The following is a 16,613-nucleotide window of genomic DNA, read 5'->3' on the forward strand; positions in this document are numbered from 1 at the left end:
CAAGATATTGTTTTATTGTCTTTTTTCTATTTCACAGCTCGATTTGCATCACAATAGGCAGCCCAAATTTGGCGCCGATTGTGAGCGCAATCATGGTGGAGTGCACCTGGATTTCCCTCACGATACGATCGATGATTACGGCCAACAGGCCAACGCGACGGCAATTGACGCCGGATGGTCATCTGCCAAGCATCAAATAGAGTCTGGGCAGCAGCACCGTTAACCGCTCGACCGTGGCGATGCTAAAAGCATTCTTGCGGCCGAAGATACGGTCGAGAGGAGCCTCGGCGCTGGAATCGAGGCCGACACAAAACGTATTGATGCCTTGTCGACTGGCGCTTTGTACCGCCTTGCGTGCGTCTTCAACCAGATAGCGATGGTCATCGACGTCGATGTCTGATGGCTCGCCATCGGTGACGACCAAAAGCAGGCGCCTGTAGCTGCGCTGGCCAGCGAGGTCGGCACCGGCATGCCGTATCGCTGCGCCGAGGCGGGTCGAGAAGCTGCTTTGCAGGCCCGCCAGCCGGGCCTCAACGAGGCCGTCGTATGGCTGGCTGAAATCCTTGATCCTGACGTAACGCACATCCTCACGCCGATCCGAGCAGAATGCCGCGATGGCAAAGGGGTCACCGAGGCCGGACATGGCCTGTGACAGTAGAGCGGCGGCCTGACATTCGACTTCGAGCACGGTCTGCTTTCCATCTCGAACGCGTTCGCTGGTGGATTGAGAAACATCTAGCAGCAACAATACCGAAAGGTCGCGGCTGCGGCGCTCATAGCTGCCGTGGATGCGTGGGCTCGGTGGCTCGCCGATGCGACGCGCGATCGCCGCGTCGATACAGGCATCGATATCGAGAAACTCACCTTCCGATTGTCGTCGCAGCCGCTCGGCGCGGCTGACCCGAGCCGAGCGGATCAGCGCCGTCAGCCGGTTGGCTAAGTCGGCACGCTGTTCGCGCAACCGGATGATCCGCTCGGCATCAGGGCTGGCATTCGCCAGGTATTCCTTGACCGAAGTCCAATCCGGCTGCTCGCGGCCGGTCACACAATCGAATTCCGGATAGCGTGCCACCAGCACACCGTCCAAAGGCACCTCTTCCACCTCGATCCAGCCTGCATCCCCATCCGACCCACTCTCGGATTCGACGCGGTCGGGACGGTCATCATTCTTCTCCTGGCGGATCCGCGCGGTCGACAGAACCTGCTCGGCATCCTCAGGCTGCTGATCATCGTCGCCGAAATCCCAAAGACCAAGATTGTCGTCGCGATATGGCGGCTGCACGACATAATTCCTGGCATCGAACTGAACCCGCATCTGGCCGAGATCGTTGCCGAGGAGATTGCCGATCCGGCGGCTGAACTGCTGATCGTGCCAATCTTGTCTCGAAGCGAAGAAGGCGTCGCGGCCTTTGGTGACCCAGGGATTCTGGTCTTCATAAGATGCATCGACGAGCGCGCGGGCAAGCCGGGCGAAAAGCGCTGGTGCGGTCAAGGCGGTGGAAGGGTGCGCCGTGTGAAATGGCAGGAACAGCCGTGCCAATCCTGGCAGTTCGCTCATGGCCAGTTGTTCGACACGGGCATCTTCGATCAGCGACACCAGCGCGATCTGTGCCGGCTTGAGGCCGCCAACGGGAAAGCGCTCACGGGTAAAGCGCAGATGCGCGCCGATATGGGCCACCGCAGCCCGGTAGAGCTGCTCGCTGTCGGCAGGTTGAAAGCCAGGGAAGGATGAGGGCAAACGCACCACATTGCCATCGAACCCAGCCCTGCGCCGTGCCTGCTCGGGGGCGTTGGCTGGCGTGTCGCGCAACGGCGGCGTATCGCCCCACAGAGCCGTGAGGAATGGCCTCAGGCGCGGCTCCATGTCGGCAAAGCCGATCTGGCCGCTGGTCCGCTGCAACCATCGAATGGCTGAGGAATCCTCCAGCCTGAAAAAGCGCTGCCGCCTCTGCGGATCGCCTTCAGCCGTCCGTATACCGATGCGCACCCATGATTCCAGCCCGTCGAGGCCGGCCTGGTCCAGCAATCGCGACATCTGGCCAAGCAGCAAGGACACCGATTCCGGTGCGCTCACGCTGCTGTATTCGATCAGGCGCAGCCAGCGCGGGAACTGGCCTTCTCCCAGTATCCTTGCGGCGGCGATTGCCTGTTCAGGCAGCAGAGCCGCCGCTGTTCGCCCAGATCGAATGGCCAGGCTGGAGACGAGATCGGCCACATCGATCGCCATCTGCGGCGACACAAGCCTGGATATTTCGGGCGAGTAACGGATGTAGGCGTCAGTCACGGCATCGCCGTAGCCGGCGCCGGTCAGGCGGCGACAGGCGCGTATCCAGGCCGGATGCAAGTCGCCGGGAAAGGCATCGCGCACCTGCAGTCTCAGCGCCTCCTCATGGGCAGCGTCGCGCCGCGCCGGCCCCTGCATTCGATCCGTCATCACGGTCAGATACAGGCAGCGACAGCGGACTTCAGCGCGTCGCGCATATCGGGATCGTCGGTGATCGGCAGCACCAGGGCGACTTCGCAGGCCTGTTCGATGGCAATGCCGCGGCGCGCGAGCAAACCCGCGTTGATGAGCATGCGGGTGGAGGCGCCCTCCTCCAGGCCGTGTCCCTTGAGATTGCGCGCGCGATGACCGATCCGCACAAGCGTCCGGGCCAGCTCTCGGTCGACACCGGACTCGGTCGCGACAATCTCCGTTTCTATCGCTTCGTCCGGATAGGAGAAGGCTATGGCAGCGAAACGCTGCTTGGTCGATTCCTTCAGATCCTTGAGCACGCTTTGGTAGCCGGGATTGTAGGAGATGATGAGGTGGAAGTCGGGATGCGCCTTCAGCACCTCGTTTTTCTTTTCGAGTGAGAGGATACGGCGGTCATCCGTCAGCGAATGGATGACGACCGTGGTGTCCTGGCGGGCTTCGACGATCTCATCGAGATAACAAATGGCGCCCGCGCGAACGGCCAAAGTCAGCGGCCCGTCATGCCAGACCGTGCCGTCCGCATCGAGCAGGTAGCGTCCGACAAGGTCGGAGGCCGTCATGTCCTCATGACAGGACACCGTGATGAGCGGGCGCCCAAGCCGCCATGCCATGTGCTCGGCGAAGCGTGTCTTGCCGCAGCCTGTCGGGCCTTTCAGCATCACGGGCATGCGAGACGCGAAGGCCGCCTCGAAAAGCGCCACTTCGTTGCCAACGGGCCGGAAATAGGGTTCGGCGGGGATGCGAAAATCTTTCAACGCATCGTCCTGCACCGCGCGCTTTGCCGCGGATCCCGTCCCTTGGTCCATTTCAATCTCCAGATGCACAGTGCCGAGCGGCTCGGATAAAGGTGCGCCGCGACACCTCGCATGCCGCGGCGCTTGGGAGGAGCCATCGCTCAGCGATGAGCTGCCACCTTGTTGGGAATGCCTTCAATCGGGCTTTCGGGCGTGCCGACAGTCTGCCTCGTCAGCGCCTCGACCTTTTCGCGAGTGCCTTCCGGATCGGTGATCCACTGCCTGTAGAAATTGAACGGACATACGGCGTGCCCGCGCGTGTCGTCGCCGGAGTTTATGAGGCCGGTGTAGCCACGATGCAGCAGTTTGAAGATATGATTCTGCGACTGCATGTTCTTGCGCGCATCGCGCAGCAGCGAGGTCGACAACTGCCCGTACTGGATGCCGTTCTCTTCGGTGCCGCACTCGCCCAGTGTGCGCCCGTCGAAGCCGATGATCGCCGAGTGACCAAAATACGAATAGACGCCATCGAAGCCGGCCGCGTTGGCGACGGCGACGTAGACGTTGTTCGCCCAGGCCATCGATTTGGAAATCAGGATTTGCTGTTCCTTGGCGGGATACATGTAGCCCTGGCAGCGAATGATCAGCTCCGCCCCTCGCATGGCGCAGTCGCGCCATATTTCGGGATAGTTGCCGTCGTCGCAGATGATGAGGCTGATCTTCATGCCCTTGGGACCGTCGGAGACATAGGTGCAGTCGCCGGGATACCAGCCCTCGATCGGCACCCAAGGCATGATCTTGCGGTACTTCTGCACGATCTCGCCCTTGTCGTTCATCAGGATCAGCGTGTTGTAGGGCGCCTTGTTGGGATGCTCCTCGTGTCGCTCGCCGGTGATCGAGAAGACGCCCCAGACACGGGCCTTCTTGCAGGCTTCCGCGAAGATCTGGGTCTCCTCGCCAGGGATGGACGAAGCGGTCTCGTACATCTCCTTCTGGTCGTACATGATGCCGTGGGTGGAATATTCGGGGAAGATGACGAGATCCATGCCGGGCAGCCCGGTCTTCATCCCTTCGACCATCTTGGCAATGTTGCCGGCGTTGGCCAGCACCTCCTCGCGCGTATGCAGACGGGGCATCTTGTAGTTGACGACGGCAACGCCAACCGTGTCGTTGCTGCTCGAAATATCGCCGTGATACATTTCGTAGTCCTCCTGGGTTTGCCGGTGTCCGTCTAGACAACCAGATGCTGGTGGATCATGTCGTCGCTGAGCTCGGCGATCGGACCACCGACCGCCACGCTGCCTCGGTTGAGGATGGCGAAGTGTCGCGACGCGCGCCGCGCGAACGCGATGTTCTGTTCGACAAGGACGATCGTCAGGCCCTGCTTGCGGTTGAGGTCGATCAACACGTCTTCGATCTGCGCCACGATGTTGGGCTGGATGCCTTCGGTCGGCTCGTCGAGCAGCATGATCTTGGGCTGCGACAGCAGCGCGCGCGCAATAGCGAGCTGCTGCTGCTGGCCGCCCGAAAGATTGCCGCCGCGCCGGCCGAGAAATTCCTTGAGGATGGGGAAGAGTTCCAGCACCCATTCGGCGATGCGGCCGCCGCCATCCTTGGCGGCAAAGGTGCCGACCATGAGGTTCTCCCGCACCGTGAAGGCAGGCAGGATGCCACGGCCCTGCGGCACGTAGCCGACGCCGGCCAGCGCGCGCTTGTGGGTGGGCTGATCAACCAGTTCCTCGCCGTCGAGCCGGATCGAACCGGTGGTGCGGCTCATCAGCCCAAGGATGGTGCGCAGGAGCGTGGTTTTGCCGACGCCGTTGCGGCCAAGCACCGAGAAGAAATCGCCGGCCTCGACATTCATCGATACGGATTGAAGGGCGCGGCTACGGCCGTAGAAGCCGTCGACATTGGCAAGCTCAAGCATGGCCGATCCCTCCTGAGCCGAGATAGGCGTCACGCACCGCCTGGTCGGCTTCGATCTCGCCAATCGTTCCTTCGGCAAGCAGTTTGCCCTGGTGCATGACGGAGATGGTCTGGGCGATGTCACGCACGAAGCCCATGTCGTGTTCGACAACGATCAGCGTGTGTTTGCCGCGCAAACCGCAGAACAGTTCCGCGGTTTTCTTCGTCTCCTGCTGGGTCATGCCGGCAGTCGGCTCGTCCATCAGGATCAGCAGGGGATTTTGCGCGAGGATCAGCGCGATCTCGAGCCATTGGGTCTGGCCATGAGAAAGATGCGCGGCCGGCGTCTTGAGGTCGTCTTCGAGACCGACAAGTTTCGCCAACCTTTCGATCTCCGCTCTGTCATCGCCCTGCCCGAAGCTGAACAGGTTCGACAGCACGCCAGGGCGCGCCGAGCGACCGATATGCAAATTGTCCCATACGCTGAAGTCACGAAAGACGCTCGGCACCTGGAACTTGCGGCCGATGCCGGCACGGGCGATGGCGTGTTCGCTCAGGCGATGAATGGGCTTGTCCTGGAAGCGCACCGCGCCGGAAGCAAGCCGCGTCTTGCCGCAGATCAGATCGAGCGCGGTTGTCTTGCCGGCGCCGTTGGGCCCGATGAGACAGCGCAGTTCGCCCTGGCCAACGCGCAGCGTGAGGTCGGAGACGGCAACAAATCCGCTGAAGGAAACCCTTGCCTGGTCGATGACGAGCTGTGGGCTGGCCGTGTTCATGGCAAGCTCTCCAGATGGCGGGCTGTGCCGACGGCGTCGGCGCGCTTCGACCGCCGTCGGGCAAGAACACGCCGGCGCTCGAAACGTCCGGCGATGGTCTCGACGGCACCGGCGATGCCCTTCGGCAGGAACAGCACGACAAGCACGAAGAGCAGCCCCATGATCAGCGTCCAGCTGTCGAGGAAAGTCTCAGATTCCGAGAGCGCGCCTTGCATGCCAGTCACAACCAGCGCGCCAAGCATGGCGCCGAGAAGGCTCTGGCGGCCACCAACGGCGACCCAGATCACGACCGAGAGGGAGATCGGCACACCGAGGAAGGTCGGCGAGGCGAACTCCATCACGATCGTGTAGAGCATGCCGGCAAGACCAGCGATGGCGCCAGAAACCGAGAAGATGAAGATCTTGTAGAGCGCGACGTCGTAACCGAAGAAGCGCACGCGATCTTCCTCGTCGCGTATCGCCTGGACGATCAGGCCGGCCTTGCTCTTGGTGATCGCGAGGGCGACGAACAACGAGGCCGTCAGACAGATCGCGACCAGATAATAGATCGCCGGGCCATAGGCATCGAAGGCAAAGCCGGCGACGTCGAACTGTGCGAGGTCGGTGATGCCATTGAAGCCACCGGTGTAGGCCTGCTGGTCAATGATGAGGAGCTGCACCACCACCATCGCCGCGAGCGTGGTGATCGCGGCATAGACGCCGGTGACCCGACCGCGAAACATGAACCAGCCAAGCAGCGCGGCAAACAGGACCGGTATCAGGATGCCGGCCGCAACGCCGAAGCTCATGGAATAGAATGGTTTCCAGAACCAGGGTAGCTCGGCGACATTGTTCCAGACCATGAAGTCGGGCAGGCCGTCGGAACCGGTGTGGACCGGGATGGTCTTCAGCTTCAGCGCCATCGCCATGCAATAGGAGCCGAGCCCGAAGGTGGTGGCCTGACCGAGATTCAGGATGCCGGCATAGCCCCAAGACAAGCTGAGCGCTATGGCCAGCATGCCGAGCACGAGATAGCGGGCGTATTTGTTGAGCAGGAAGGCGTCGTCGAGAAACAACGGTACCAGGAGGATTGCCAGGCACACCACTGCATAGATCGCGATCTCGGTTTTCGTCTTGCCGGACACTTTGCTGTTTCCCTGGATTGAATTCTTGGGTGGCCTAAGTCCGCGCACGGGCTGTGAAGAGCCCCTGTGGCCGGAAACGGATGAGGGCGACGATGGCGACCAGGACCAGGGCCTTGGCGATCGTGTCGTTGGAGTAGAAGGCCAGGTAGCCGGACAGCTCGCCGAGGATGCCTGAACTCGCAAGCGTCCCCATCAGGCTTTGCGTGCCACCGAGCACGACGACCATGAAGGCATCGACGACATAGGTGGTGCCCATTTCCGGTGACACGCTTTTAAGTGGGGAGACGAGCGCGCCGGCAAGGCCGGCCATTCCGGCTCCATAGGCGAAGGTCAGTCGATAAATGCGGGCCGTATTGATGCCGAAGCTGGAGGCGATCGCGCGGTTCTGGGTGATCGCCCGGAGCTTCAATCCAAAATTCGTGTAGCGATAGATCACCCATGTCAGGCCAAAGAGAGCGAGTGCAACGAACAGGATGAACAGGCGGTAGGCAGAGTCCGTTGCGCCCAGGATTGTCACGCTCTTTGACAGCGACTCCGGCATCTGCACGTAGCGAAGCTCGCCACCGACCACCAGGCGGACGGCTTGTTGTGCCATGACGCCGATGCCCCAGGTGGCCAGGATGGTGTCGAGCAGGCGATCGTAGAGACGGCTGATGACCAGCACTTCGACCAGCCATCCCACCAGGGCCATGATGAGGAAGATCGGCACCAGGCTCGCAAGCAGGCCCATGCCGAACTCGGTCTGGAGTGCCCAGGCGACATAGGCTCCGAGCATGACGAATTCGCCATGCGCCAGATTGATGACGCCGGTGACGCCATAGATGATGGCAAGGCCAAGCGCGACCAGCATCAGGATCGATGCGATGCTGAGGCCGGTCATGAGCTGTGATACGATGATGTCCATGGCACACCTTTCGAAAGGGATGCCGCGCTGGAGGCAGCGCCGCATCCCTTCTTGCGGTCTCAGATCTGCTTGAGGCCTTCGGCCGTGCACTTCTGGTTCGGGTAGGCCTTGTAGGGCACCGGCTCCAGCCAGTCGGTCGTCTGCTTGAGGATCTTGAACTGACCGTCGGCCTGGCACTGGCCGATTTTCGGCCACAGCCAGGTGTGGAGGTTCTCCGGTTCGATGCGCACCTTGCCTTGCGGCGCCACCATCTCCTGGCCTTTGACGGCCTCGCGGATGGCATTGGGCGTGATGTCGCTGTTGGCGAGCTTCTCGACCGCCTGCTTGAACAGATGGACCTGGAAGTAGGACGGTTCGGACACGAAGTGGGTGACCTTGTCGGCGCCCCAGCGCTTCTTGTAGGCATCGACGAATTTATGGTTCTCGGGCGAATCCCAGACCATGAAGTAGGGTGCCGAGGTGAAATGGCCGGCCGCCGCCTCGCCGCCCATTGCCGCGACTTCGTTCTCCGACGTGGTCAGGCTGGCCATCGGCATGGTTGCAGGATCGAGCCCGGCGGCATGGTACTGGCGGTGCAGTGCGACCACCGAATCGCCGACAACCGTGGAGAAGATGACATTCGGCTTCTCCGCCTTCAGCTTGTTGATGACGGACGAGAATTCGGAATGGCCGAGCGGGACGTATTCCTCGGCCACCACCTCGGCGCCGAGTTCGGCCAGCAGTTTCTTGCAATAGTTGTTCTCTTCCTTGGGATAGATGTAGTTCGAGCCGATCAGGTACCACCGCTTGCCAAAATTCTTGACCAGCCAGGGCACGAAGTCATCCTGCTGCTGGTTGGGCACGGCCCCGGTGTAGATGACATTCTTGGAGCATTCGCGCCCCTCATAAAGGGTCGGGTACCAGTAGAGATTGTTCTGCTTTTCAAATACCGGCAGCACCGCCTTGCGGCTGGCCGAGGTGTAGGAGCCGAACACCGAAACGCATTTGTCGGACAGTACCAGCTTGCGCGCTTTCTCGGCGAAGGTGGCCGGGTCGGACGCCGGGTCTTCGACCACGGGTACGATCTGCATGCCGTTGATGCCGCCGGCCGCATTGATCTCCTCGATGGCCATGATCGTCGCCTTGTTCAGCGATTCCTCGATGATGGCCGTGGTGCCGGTCAGCGAGAAGAGGACGCCGACCTTGATCTGGCCGTCGGCGGCCCGCGCCAGCGAAGCATTCTTGTTCCAGATATGCGGGAATCCAACGAGGGACACGGTGCCGAGCGCGGCGGTGGCCTTCAGAAAACTGCGACGATCTTTGTTCATTTTTTTCTCCCCTGAAAATGAAAAGGCCCCGAAGCGAGCTGCGCGAAGCAGATCGTTTCGAGGCCCTGTTGCCATTGATGTCTGCGGCATCGCCGCCGCCCGCGAACCCTGTCGTTCGCAACAAAAAACCCCACGCCTCGCTTCCGCGAATGCCGTGAGGTTCCATTACCCGTATTTCGTAGGCGGCACCGTTGCCGCCAATTTGAAAAGGCTAGCTGAGAAGATCGTGGGAGTCAACGATGGCATTGGCCACGGCACCGATCGTCACGCGCCGTTCCATCGCCTGCCGACGCAGATGGTTGTAGGCCTCTTCTTCGGTGATGTTCTTCACCCGCATCAGGAGCGATTTTGCCCGCTCAACGCTGCGCATGGTGCGCAGGCTCTCATCCAGTTTGTCGATGCGGCCGCGCAGGCGTCGCTCATACAGGAAATGGCTGCGCGCCAAGGAGAGCACCGCCTGCACCGTTCGCGCCGTCGTCGGATAGTGGAGCACGCCATGGGCGGCGCAATTGTGCAGCAGCTTCAGGTCGAGCGGACCCTCGCTGCGATCGACGACAATCAGGGCGGCACCAGGTTCGCCCGGTATCCAGGGCAGCCGCTGCGGCAAGTCGGGAGACAAGGCGCAGAAGACGACGTCGCAATGAACCGGTATTTGCGGCGGCATTGGCCATTCGTGATGGATCTGACAGCGCAGCCTTTGCAGTTCGCGCACCAGACGTTCGCCGTCGTCGTCACGTTCGACAATGACGGCCACCTTGAGATCCCACAGGGATTTGGCCGCGGAAGAGGCGGACCCTTGCGCAAAGCTTCCAGCGTCCGGGCGCGTTGTCCCTGCTTGCCCGGCCTTGTCGCGACCTGTATTTCTCATATCGACGGTCTCTTGCACAATTGTCCTCCCTCGTTGCCGCCGGTCAGCTTAGTTCCAGAGTTTGCTGGCGAAGACTGCGCCCGTACCCAAGCAGATAGGGGTCGGATAGGACGCAACTCGGTGATTCATAGACAAGGTCGAACTGGCCCTGCCGGTTCGCGCGGCCGATGCGGGTCCACAGATCCGCATGGCCCCAGGTCGAATTGATGACCACATCGCCTTGCGGCGCCTCGAATTCGGATCCCATCACCGAGGCGCGCAGGATTTCAGTGTCCATCGAACCAGTCTGCTCAAGGGTCTTGGCGAAGACGTTGACCTGGAAATATGACGCCTCCAGGCACATGTTGGTCGGCTCGTCCTCTCCATAACGCTTCTTGTAGCGGCGCACGAAGTCGGAGTTGCGCTCATTGCCTATGCCTTGGAAGTAGGGGGCGGCGGTCACGTGGCCTTCGCCGACATCGTGCCCCATGGCGCGGATCTCGGCCTCCGTCGTGGTGAGGCTGGCGATCGGCATGACCTTGGGATTGATACCGAGTTCGGCATAGGCCTGGTAGAGATAGACGGTCCCATCGCCGACAACGGTTGAGAAGATCACGTCTGGCTGAACGCGTTTCACATCGCGCATGACCGGCAGGAACTCGGCGCGCTTGGCGCCCATGCTGACATAGGATTCGCCGACGATGCTGCCGCCGCTGTTGCGGATCAGCTCACGCATGATGCGGTTGGATTCACGCGGATAGATATAGTCCGAGCCAATGAAGTAGAAGCGTGTGCCATAGGTCTGCATCAGCACGCGACACAGTTCGACGCTGTTCTGGTTGGGCGTCGCGCCGGTATAGATGACGTTGGGCGAGAATTCGAAACCCTCATAGAGGGTCGGGTACCAGAGCAGCCCGTTGAGCCGTTCGACGACCGGCAGAACCGCCTTGCGGCTGCTCGACGTATAGCAGCCGAATATCGTGCTGACGCCGTCCTCGACCATCAGTTTCTTGGCGTAGCGCCCGAAAGCGCTCGCTTCGGAGGCCGGGTCGTAGCAGATCGGCTCGATCGGTCTGCCGTTCACGCCGCCGGCGTCGTTTATCTCCTCGATCGCCGTCAGCGTGCCCCGCAATTGCGTTTCCTCGATAAGGGCCATGAAGCCGGAACGAGAAAAGAGGACGCCGACGCGCCAAGGTTCGGAGGTATTGCTTGATCCGGTCAATATACGCTCCCAAAAGTTCCCCAACTGCATTTTCTTGTCGTTGGAACGTGGCCGCCCACCATCCTGCGGTCGGCCACGACCGTGGTCAACTGAGCAATTGACCGGGTCAACTGACCAGCAGTTGCCCCAGGGTCAACTGGCCAGCAGTTCCTTGAGCTTGCCGTCCAGGAACTTTACGTCATGCGGGCTCGTGCCCGGGCCGCCGGCAAAGTGTCCCCAGACCGATTCGATCGGCACAAACTTGGCGTTCGGCATGCTGGCGACCTCGATCTCGCTGTCCTCCGGCGGGAAATAGAGGTCGGTACGGCACGGCATCACATAGGCTTTCGGCTTGATGGCTCCGAGCGCCTTCTTGAAATCGCCTTTGTAGATCTCGTTGTCGGAGATATCGCCGTTCTGCCACGTCCACAGCATGGCGAGCAGATTGTTGGCGTCGCGGGCTAGGAAGTGACCTTCCCAGAACGCCACCAGGAAGTCCTCAAGGTTTGAAAAACCGAGATCCTTGAGGTCCAATTCCTGGCGATAGAACGCTTGCGAAAAACCCCAACCGGCATAGACGCGTCCTGCGGCACGCAAGCCGCGTGTGGGACGGGTCTCATACCAGCCTTCAGCCCAGGTCCCGTCGGCGGTGAGCGCGGCCTTGACGCCTTCGAGGAAGACGAAATTGTGCCGCGAACATTTGGCTGAACCGCAGAATGGGGCGATGACGTCGATCATGTCGGGATAGAGCGCTCCCCATTGGAAGGACTGCACGCCGCCCATCGACCAGCCGACCACCATCCTGATCTTCTTGATGCCGAACTTCTCGGTCACAAGCCGGTGCTGTGCCCGCACATTGTCGTAGATGGTGACCTTGGGAAAACGCGGTCCGTTATACGGCTCCGGCGTATTGCTTGGCGAGGATGAAAGGCCGTTGCCGAACATGTTCGGGATGATGATGAAATACTTGTCGGGATCGAGCGCCATGCCTTTCCCGATCAGCCATTCATTGTCCTGCTGCTGGCCCGAATACCAGGTCGGATAGACAATCACATTGTCCTTCTTGGCATTGAGCTTGCCGAACGTCTTGTAGGCGAGTTTAGCACCGCGCAGCGTCGCTCCGCGCTGGAATGTAAAGTTGCCGAGATCGAAAATTTCATAATCCGCCATATGTGTTCCCCTGTGGTTGATTGAGCGGCGGGACCGGCTTGGCCGGCCCCGCGCCGTTGAATGTCAAGCCGCGGCCCGTGCTGCCTGAGGCTGACGCCCGATGATGGCGTAGGCGATGCCACCGGCGAGCATGGCGCTGATGGCGGTCGAGAAGTGCGGCGCGTAGAATTCGACAATCAGCGCAACCGCCGATCCGAACGCCCAAGCAATAAACGCCGTTGGCCGCCAGTCGTCGGCGATCTCGGCATTCTTGCGGTAGACATACTGGTCGACCAGAATGATGGCGCCGATCGGTGGCACGACGACGCCCAGCAGCGACAGCCACTGGATGAAGAAGGCCCAGACATTGCCAGCGGCAATTGCGATGCCGATCAGGCCGAGCACCACGGCCATGACCCTCATGCGCGTGCGCAGGATACGCGACCAGCCCGTTGCCGAATTGTAGAGGCAGTGCGCGCATACCGATCCGAGGTTGCAGTAAAGGAAAACGAAAGCGAGCAGGCTCAGCCAGGTGATCTGCTTGCCATTCATGTAGCCGAACATATTGTCTGCACCGAACGGATTGGCATTTGGCACAGCCAGTGCCGCGGTCATCAGGCCGCCGACCAGCATCGCCAGGAGGTTGGCGAAGGGGAAGGCCGAAAAGGTCGCTATGATCGAGCTGCGCGTGTCCTTGGCCCAGCGGTTGAAATCGGCGCTGACGGTGCCGGCATCGATGAAGAGAGCGATCACCACCGTGAGGCCTATACCCATTGTCATGGTCGCCGTCCCGTTGTTGCCGGGATAAGCGAGGATGACGTCCCATCCCGTCGTTGAAGCGGCATCGAACACGACCCAAAGGCCGAGCACGAGAAAGAGTGGTACGGAGACCAGGCCGATGAGATGCAGGCCACGCACGCCTATGAAGGTGATGCCTATGTAGAGCAGCCCAGCCAAGATCGTCATGGCAATGTAGTTGAGGCCGTAGGCTGAGCTTATGAGTGCGCCCGTAATGCCCGTCTGGACCGCGTACCACCCCAGCAGAAGCGTCGACAGCAGGCCGGACGCCAAGGCATACCCCTTTTTGCCAAAGACGATGGAGGCCAGGAGCGCGAAGTTCATGCCGCGCCGTGTTCCCAGCACCCCGAGAGCACCGACATAAGCGAACATGATGAGGTTTCCGATCACCATGGCCCAAAGGGCATTGCGGAACCCCATGCCAAGCACGAGGATGGAGCCAGTCATGGCCCCAGTGATGATCATCGGGAACCCGATCCAGACAGTGGCCACCGAAAAATTGCTGCGTCTGGCAGAAATGGGAACCGGTTCGTGCTCGTATTCTTCGCCGAGGACGTGGTCGACTTCATCGAGCTTGTCGATGTCCGAGGTTTTCGTCATTGCACCCTCCTGGGTCAATCGCGTTGCGTGGAGGCCCGTCGTCGCGATGAGACGCCCTTGTCCGTGCCCGCGCTTCCTCGGTTAAGTGCCATCGGCCATGAATTCAGAAACGGATCGCGGCGGGCTGATGCCTTCTTCCGCGTGTCTCCCATTTCCAGGCCGACCGGCGCCTGTTCCCCTTGGCTTCTCGGTCGGTATCGCACAAACGACAAAGGCCTCCCGATGGCTCCTGGTACGGAGTCAAAGGGAGGCCCTTTTGCCTTGATCTGAAACGGTGGCCTCGTTGCCACCTGCCTGCTTAACAGGCGAATTAAAGGCTACAGGCAAGGCTGTTTCGAGTCAAACGCTATGTCATCATGTTTTGAAGGCCGGATCGGATTGCGCGGGCCGGGCACATGGGAGCTATGAAAGGCCAGTCGGCGAGATGTCGACATTGCGAGCAAAACGCTGGCCCTCTTTGTCCGCTTCTGGCTGACGGTCGCGCCGCTATTGCCAGCCGACGCGCACGCTGCCGTTCAGATCAAAGGCGGCGAACGCTGGTCTGCACCAGTCCCCGTCCGCCGAGGCTGAGCTCCCCTTGCCTCGACCACCGCGCGGAAGGGCTTCGCACAGTCCTGCGGATAAAATCCCAGACGGTTCGCGCCGCTATTGTCGACCATCCTCAACTTGTTGTCGGAAATGCCGAAAGAAATCGTATGGCCGACGCGGCGCTCGGCACAGCAGTTTCAGTCTTGCTTTGCCGAGCGCAAAAGCATCCCAAAGAGGTCGCGCGGCTCATCGGGATCGGCAAGGAGATCCAGCTCCTCGTAAAGGCCGGTATTGGCGAGTTGGTCGCGCACGTAGCGGAGAGCGGAGAAATCCTCCGTGGCGAAGCCAACGGAATCGAACAGCGTCACGTCCTGGTTGTTGCTGCGCCCCTCAGCCGTTCCAGCCATCACCTCCCACAATTCGACGACGGGATGATCCGGATCGAGCTGCTGGATTTCACCCTCGATGCGTGTCTGCGGAGTGTATTCGACAAATATCCGCGAACGCAGCAGGATGTCACGATGGAGTTCCGTCTTGCCCGGGCAGTCGCCGCCGACCGCGTTGATGTGGACGCCGCTGCCCACCATGTTGTCGGTGAGGATCGTCGCATACTGTTTGTCGGCGGTAACCGTGGTGACGATGTGCACTCCCTCTACGGCGGCATGCGCGGAAGCACAGGGCGTGATGTCGAACCCCAGCCCCGCCAGATTATCCGCGCATTTGCGCGTGGCCGCCGGATCGATGTCGTAGAGGCGCAGCCGATTGACGCCGAGCAGCGCCTTGAAAGCGAGAGCCTGGAATTCCGACTGGGCGCCATTGCCAATGATGGCCATGCTGTCCGCACACTTCGGCGCAAGGTATTTCGCGGCCACCGCCGAAGTAGCAGCCGTGCGTAAGGCGGTCAGGATGGTCATTTCGGAGAGCAGCATCGGATAGCCGTTGCCGACATCAGCCAGGACGCCGAAAGCGGTCACGGTCTGGCGGCCGTCGCGCGTGTTCTTGGGATGACCGTTGACGTATTTGAAGCCATAGAGGCGACCATCGCTCGTCGGCATCAATTCGATCACGCCGTCGATGCTGTGCGAGGCGACGCGCGGCGTCTTGTCGAACAGTGCCCAGCGGCGGAAGTCGTCCTCGATATAGGCTGCGAGATCGATGAGGAAGCGATCGACGCCGATGGCAAGCACCAGCTTCATCATGTGGTCGACGCTGACGAAGGGAACGATATTCAGCTTGGCGTTCATCGATCAAAAGCTCCTGGTCGGCCGGTCCATGATACGGCGGCCCATCAGGCTTGCCGTCAGGTCGACCATGAGTGTGGCGGTGCGGCCGCGCTCGTCGAGAAAGGGGTTGAGTTCGACCAGATCGAGACTGCTGACCAAGCCGCTGTCCGAGAGCATCTCCATGACCAGATGCGCTTCGCGAAATGTTGCTCCACCCGGAACGGTCGTGCCAACCGCGGGAGCGATCGACGGATCGAGGAAGTCGACATCGAGACTGACATGCAGCAGGCCATTCTCGATCGTCACCCGGTCCAGAAAGGCGCCCAGAAGCGGCGCGATGCCATGTTCGTCGATGGCGCGCATATCGTGCACGGTGACACCCGCGGCGCGCAGCGCCTGCCGCTCGGCCGGATCGACGCTGCGAATACCCAATGTGCAGATGCGGGCCGGGTCTATCCGCTCCGGCAGATCCGGAAAATAGCCATGGAAGCCCGGCTGACCGCTGGCATAGGCAAGCGGCACGCCATGCAAATTGCCGCTGGCAGTGGTGTCGAGCGTGTGAAAATCGGGATGCGCGTCGAGCCACAGCACGAATAGCGGCCTGCCGGTTTGCACCGCGCGACGGGCCAGTCCCGACAGGGTTCCAGCGGAGATGGAGTGATCTCCACCGAGAAAGATCGGCATGGCGTCGGCGCTGGCGGCATAGGCTGCATCCGCGATGCCCGCTGTCCACGCTGAAATCTCCGGCAGCGCCTTCAGCGCCAAATTGCCATGGGCGATCGGGCGCACCGGCGTCGGCGCGACGGTGCCAAGATCAGCAACCGCATGGCCAAGGTCCCTGAGGGCGCCGACCAGCCCCGCCGTGCGCAAGGCGCTCGGTCCCATTTCGCAGCCCATTCGGCCGGCGCCGTCCTGCACCGGCGCACCCAATATGTTGCAGTTCATGCAAGCACTCTCCCTCTATGAGCCTAGGAGGTGTTGAACCGTATGCTGCCGGCAGAATGAATAGAGCTGATTGGCAAAACCAGCAGTAAGAGTTAT

General features: G+C 61.1%; 14 protein-coding genes. All 14 read right to left on the reverse strand.

Translation table 11 applies throughout. The annotated features are described in order from the left end of the window. Positions 1-178 precede the first annotated feature (178 nt). Positions 179-2,434, reverse strand: a complete 2,256-nt coding sequence (locus HB777_23275; protein ID QND66553.1) for a VWA domain-containing protein — start codon at positions 2,432-2,434, stop codon at positions 179-181. Between the two features lie 5 nt (positions 2,435-2,439). After that, entirely contained in the window at positions 2,440-3,282 is an 843-nt protein-coding gene (locus HB777_23280; protein ID QND66554.1) for a CbbQ/NirQ/NorQ/GpvN family protein, read from the reverse strand. Positions 3,283-3,371: 89 nt separating this feature from the next. After that, positions 3,372-4,409 (reverse strand): aliphatic amidase, encoded by a 1,038-nt coding sequence (locus HB777_23285; GenBank protein ID QND66555.1) that lies wholly within the window; start codon positions 4,407-4,409, stop codon positions 3,372-3,374. A 32-nt stretch (positions 4,410-4,441) separates the two neighbouring features. After that, positions 4,442-5,137: an urea ABC transporter ATP-binding subunit UrtE gene (urtE, locus tag HB777_23290; GenBank protein QND66556.1), complete on the reverse strand. Its 696-nt coding sequence runs from the start codon at positions 5,135-5,137 to the stop codon at positions 4,442-4,444. Beyond that, positions 5,130-5,891: an urea ABC transporter ATP-binding protein UrtD gene (urtD, locus tag HB777_23295; protein QND66557.1), complete on the reverse strand. Its 762-nt coding sequence runs from the start codon at positions 5,889-5,891 to the stop codon at positions 5,130-5,132. The genes urtE and urtD overlap by 8 nt, the downstream gene beginning before the upstream one ends. After that, entirely contained in the window at positions 5,888-7,015 is a 1,128-nt protein-coding gene (gene urtC / locus HB777_23300) for an urea ABC transporter permease subunit UrtC (protein QND66558.1), read from the reverse strand. The genes urtD and urtC overlap by 4 nt, the downstream gene beginning before the upstream one ends. A 34-nt stretch (positions 7,016-7,049) precedes the next feature. Beyond that, positions 7,050-7,919: an urea ABC transporter permease subunit UrtB gene (urtB, locus tag HB777_23305; protein QND66559.1), complete on the reverse strand. Its 870-nt coding sequence runs from the start codon at positions 7,917-7,919 to the stop codon at positions 7,050-7,052. A gap of 59 nt (positions 7,920-7,978) precedes the next feature. Further along, entirely contained in the window at positions 7,979-9,226 is a 1,248-nt protein-coding gene (locus HB777_23310; GenBank protein QND66560.1) for an ABC transporter substrate-binding protein, read from the reverse strand. A 211-nt stretch (positions 9,227-9,437) separates the two neighbouring features. Continuing rightward, the gene (locus HB777_23315; protein QND66561.1) at positions 9,438-10,094 is read right to left on the reverse strand and encodes an ANTAR domain-containing protein; all 657 of its coding nucleotides are present in this window, start codon (positions 10,092-10,094) and stop codon (positions 9,438-9,440) included. 43 nt (positions 10,095-10,137) lie between these two features. Beyond that, on the reverse strand, positions 10,138-11,325 hold the full coding sequence (locus HB777_23320; protein QND66562.1) for a transporter substrate-binding domain-containing protein: 1,188 nt from the start codon (positions 11,323-11,325) through the stop codon (positions 10,138-10,140). A gap of 102 nt (positions 11,326-11,427) precedes the next feature. Further along, the gene (locus tag HB777_23325) at positions 11,428-12,444 is read right to left on the reverse strand and encodes an alpha/beta fold hydrolase (GenBank protein QND66563.1); all 1,017 of its coding nucleotides are present in this window, start codon (positions 12,442-12,444) and stop codon (positions 11,428-11,430) included. A gap of 63 nt (positions 12,445-12,507) precedes the next feature. Then, positions 12,508-13,821: a cytosine permease gene (locus HB777_23330; GenBank protein QND66564.1), complete on the reverse strand. Its 1,314-nt coding sequence runs from the start codon at positions 13,819-13,821 to the stop codon at positions 12,508-12,510. A gap of 725 nt (positions 13,822-14,546) precedes the next feature. After that, positions 14,547-15,593 carry an ornithine cyclodeaminase gene (locus tag HB777_23335; protein QND66565.1) on the reverse strand — a complete coding sequence of 349 codons (1,047 nt, stop codon included), beginning with the start codon at positions 15,591-15,593 and terminating at the stop codon, positions 14,547-14,549. Positions 15,594-15,596: 3 nt separating this feature from the next. After that, the gene (gene rocF / locus HB777_23340; protein QND66566.1) at positions 15,597-16,517 is read right to left on the reverse strand and encodes an arginase; all 921 of its coding nucleotides are present in this window, start codon (positions 16,515-16,517) and stop codon (positions 15,597-15,599) included. Positions 16,518-16,613 lie beyond the last annotated feature (96 nt).

The sequence above is a fragment of the Mesorhizobium loti genome (assembly GCA_014189435.1).
GTDB classification, from domain to species: Bacteria; Pseudomonadota; Alphaproteobacteria; order Rhizobiales; family Rhizobiaceae; genus Mesorhizobium; species Mesorhizobium loti_G.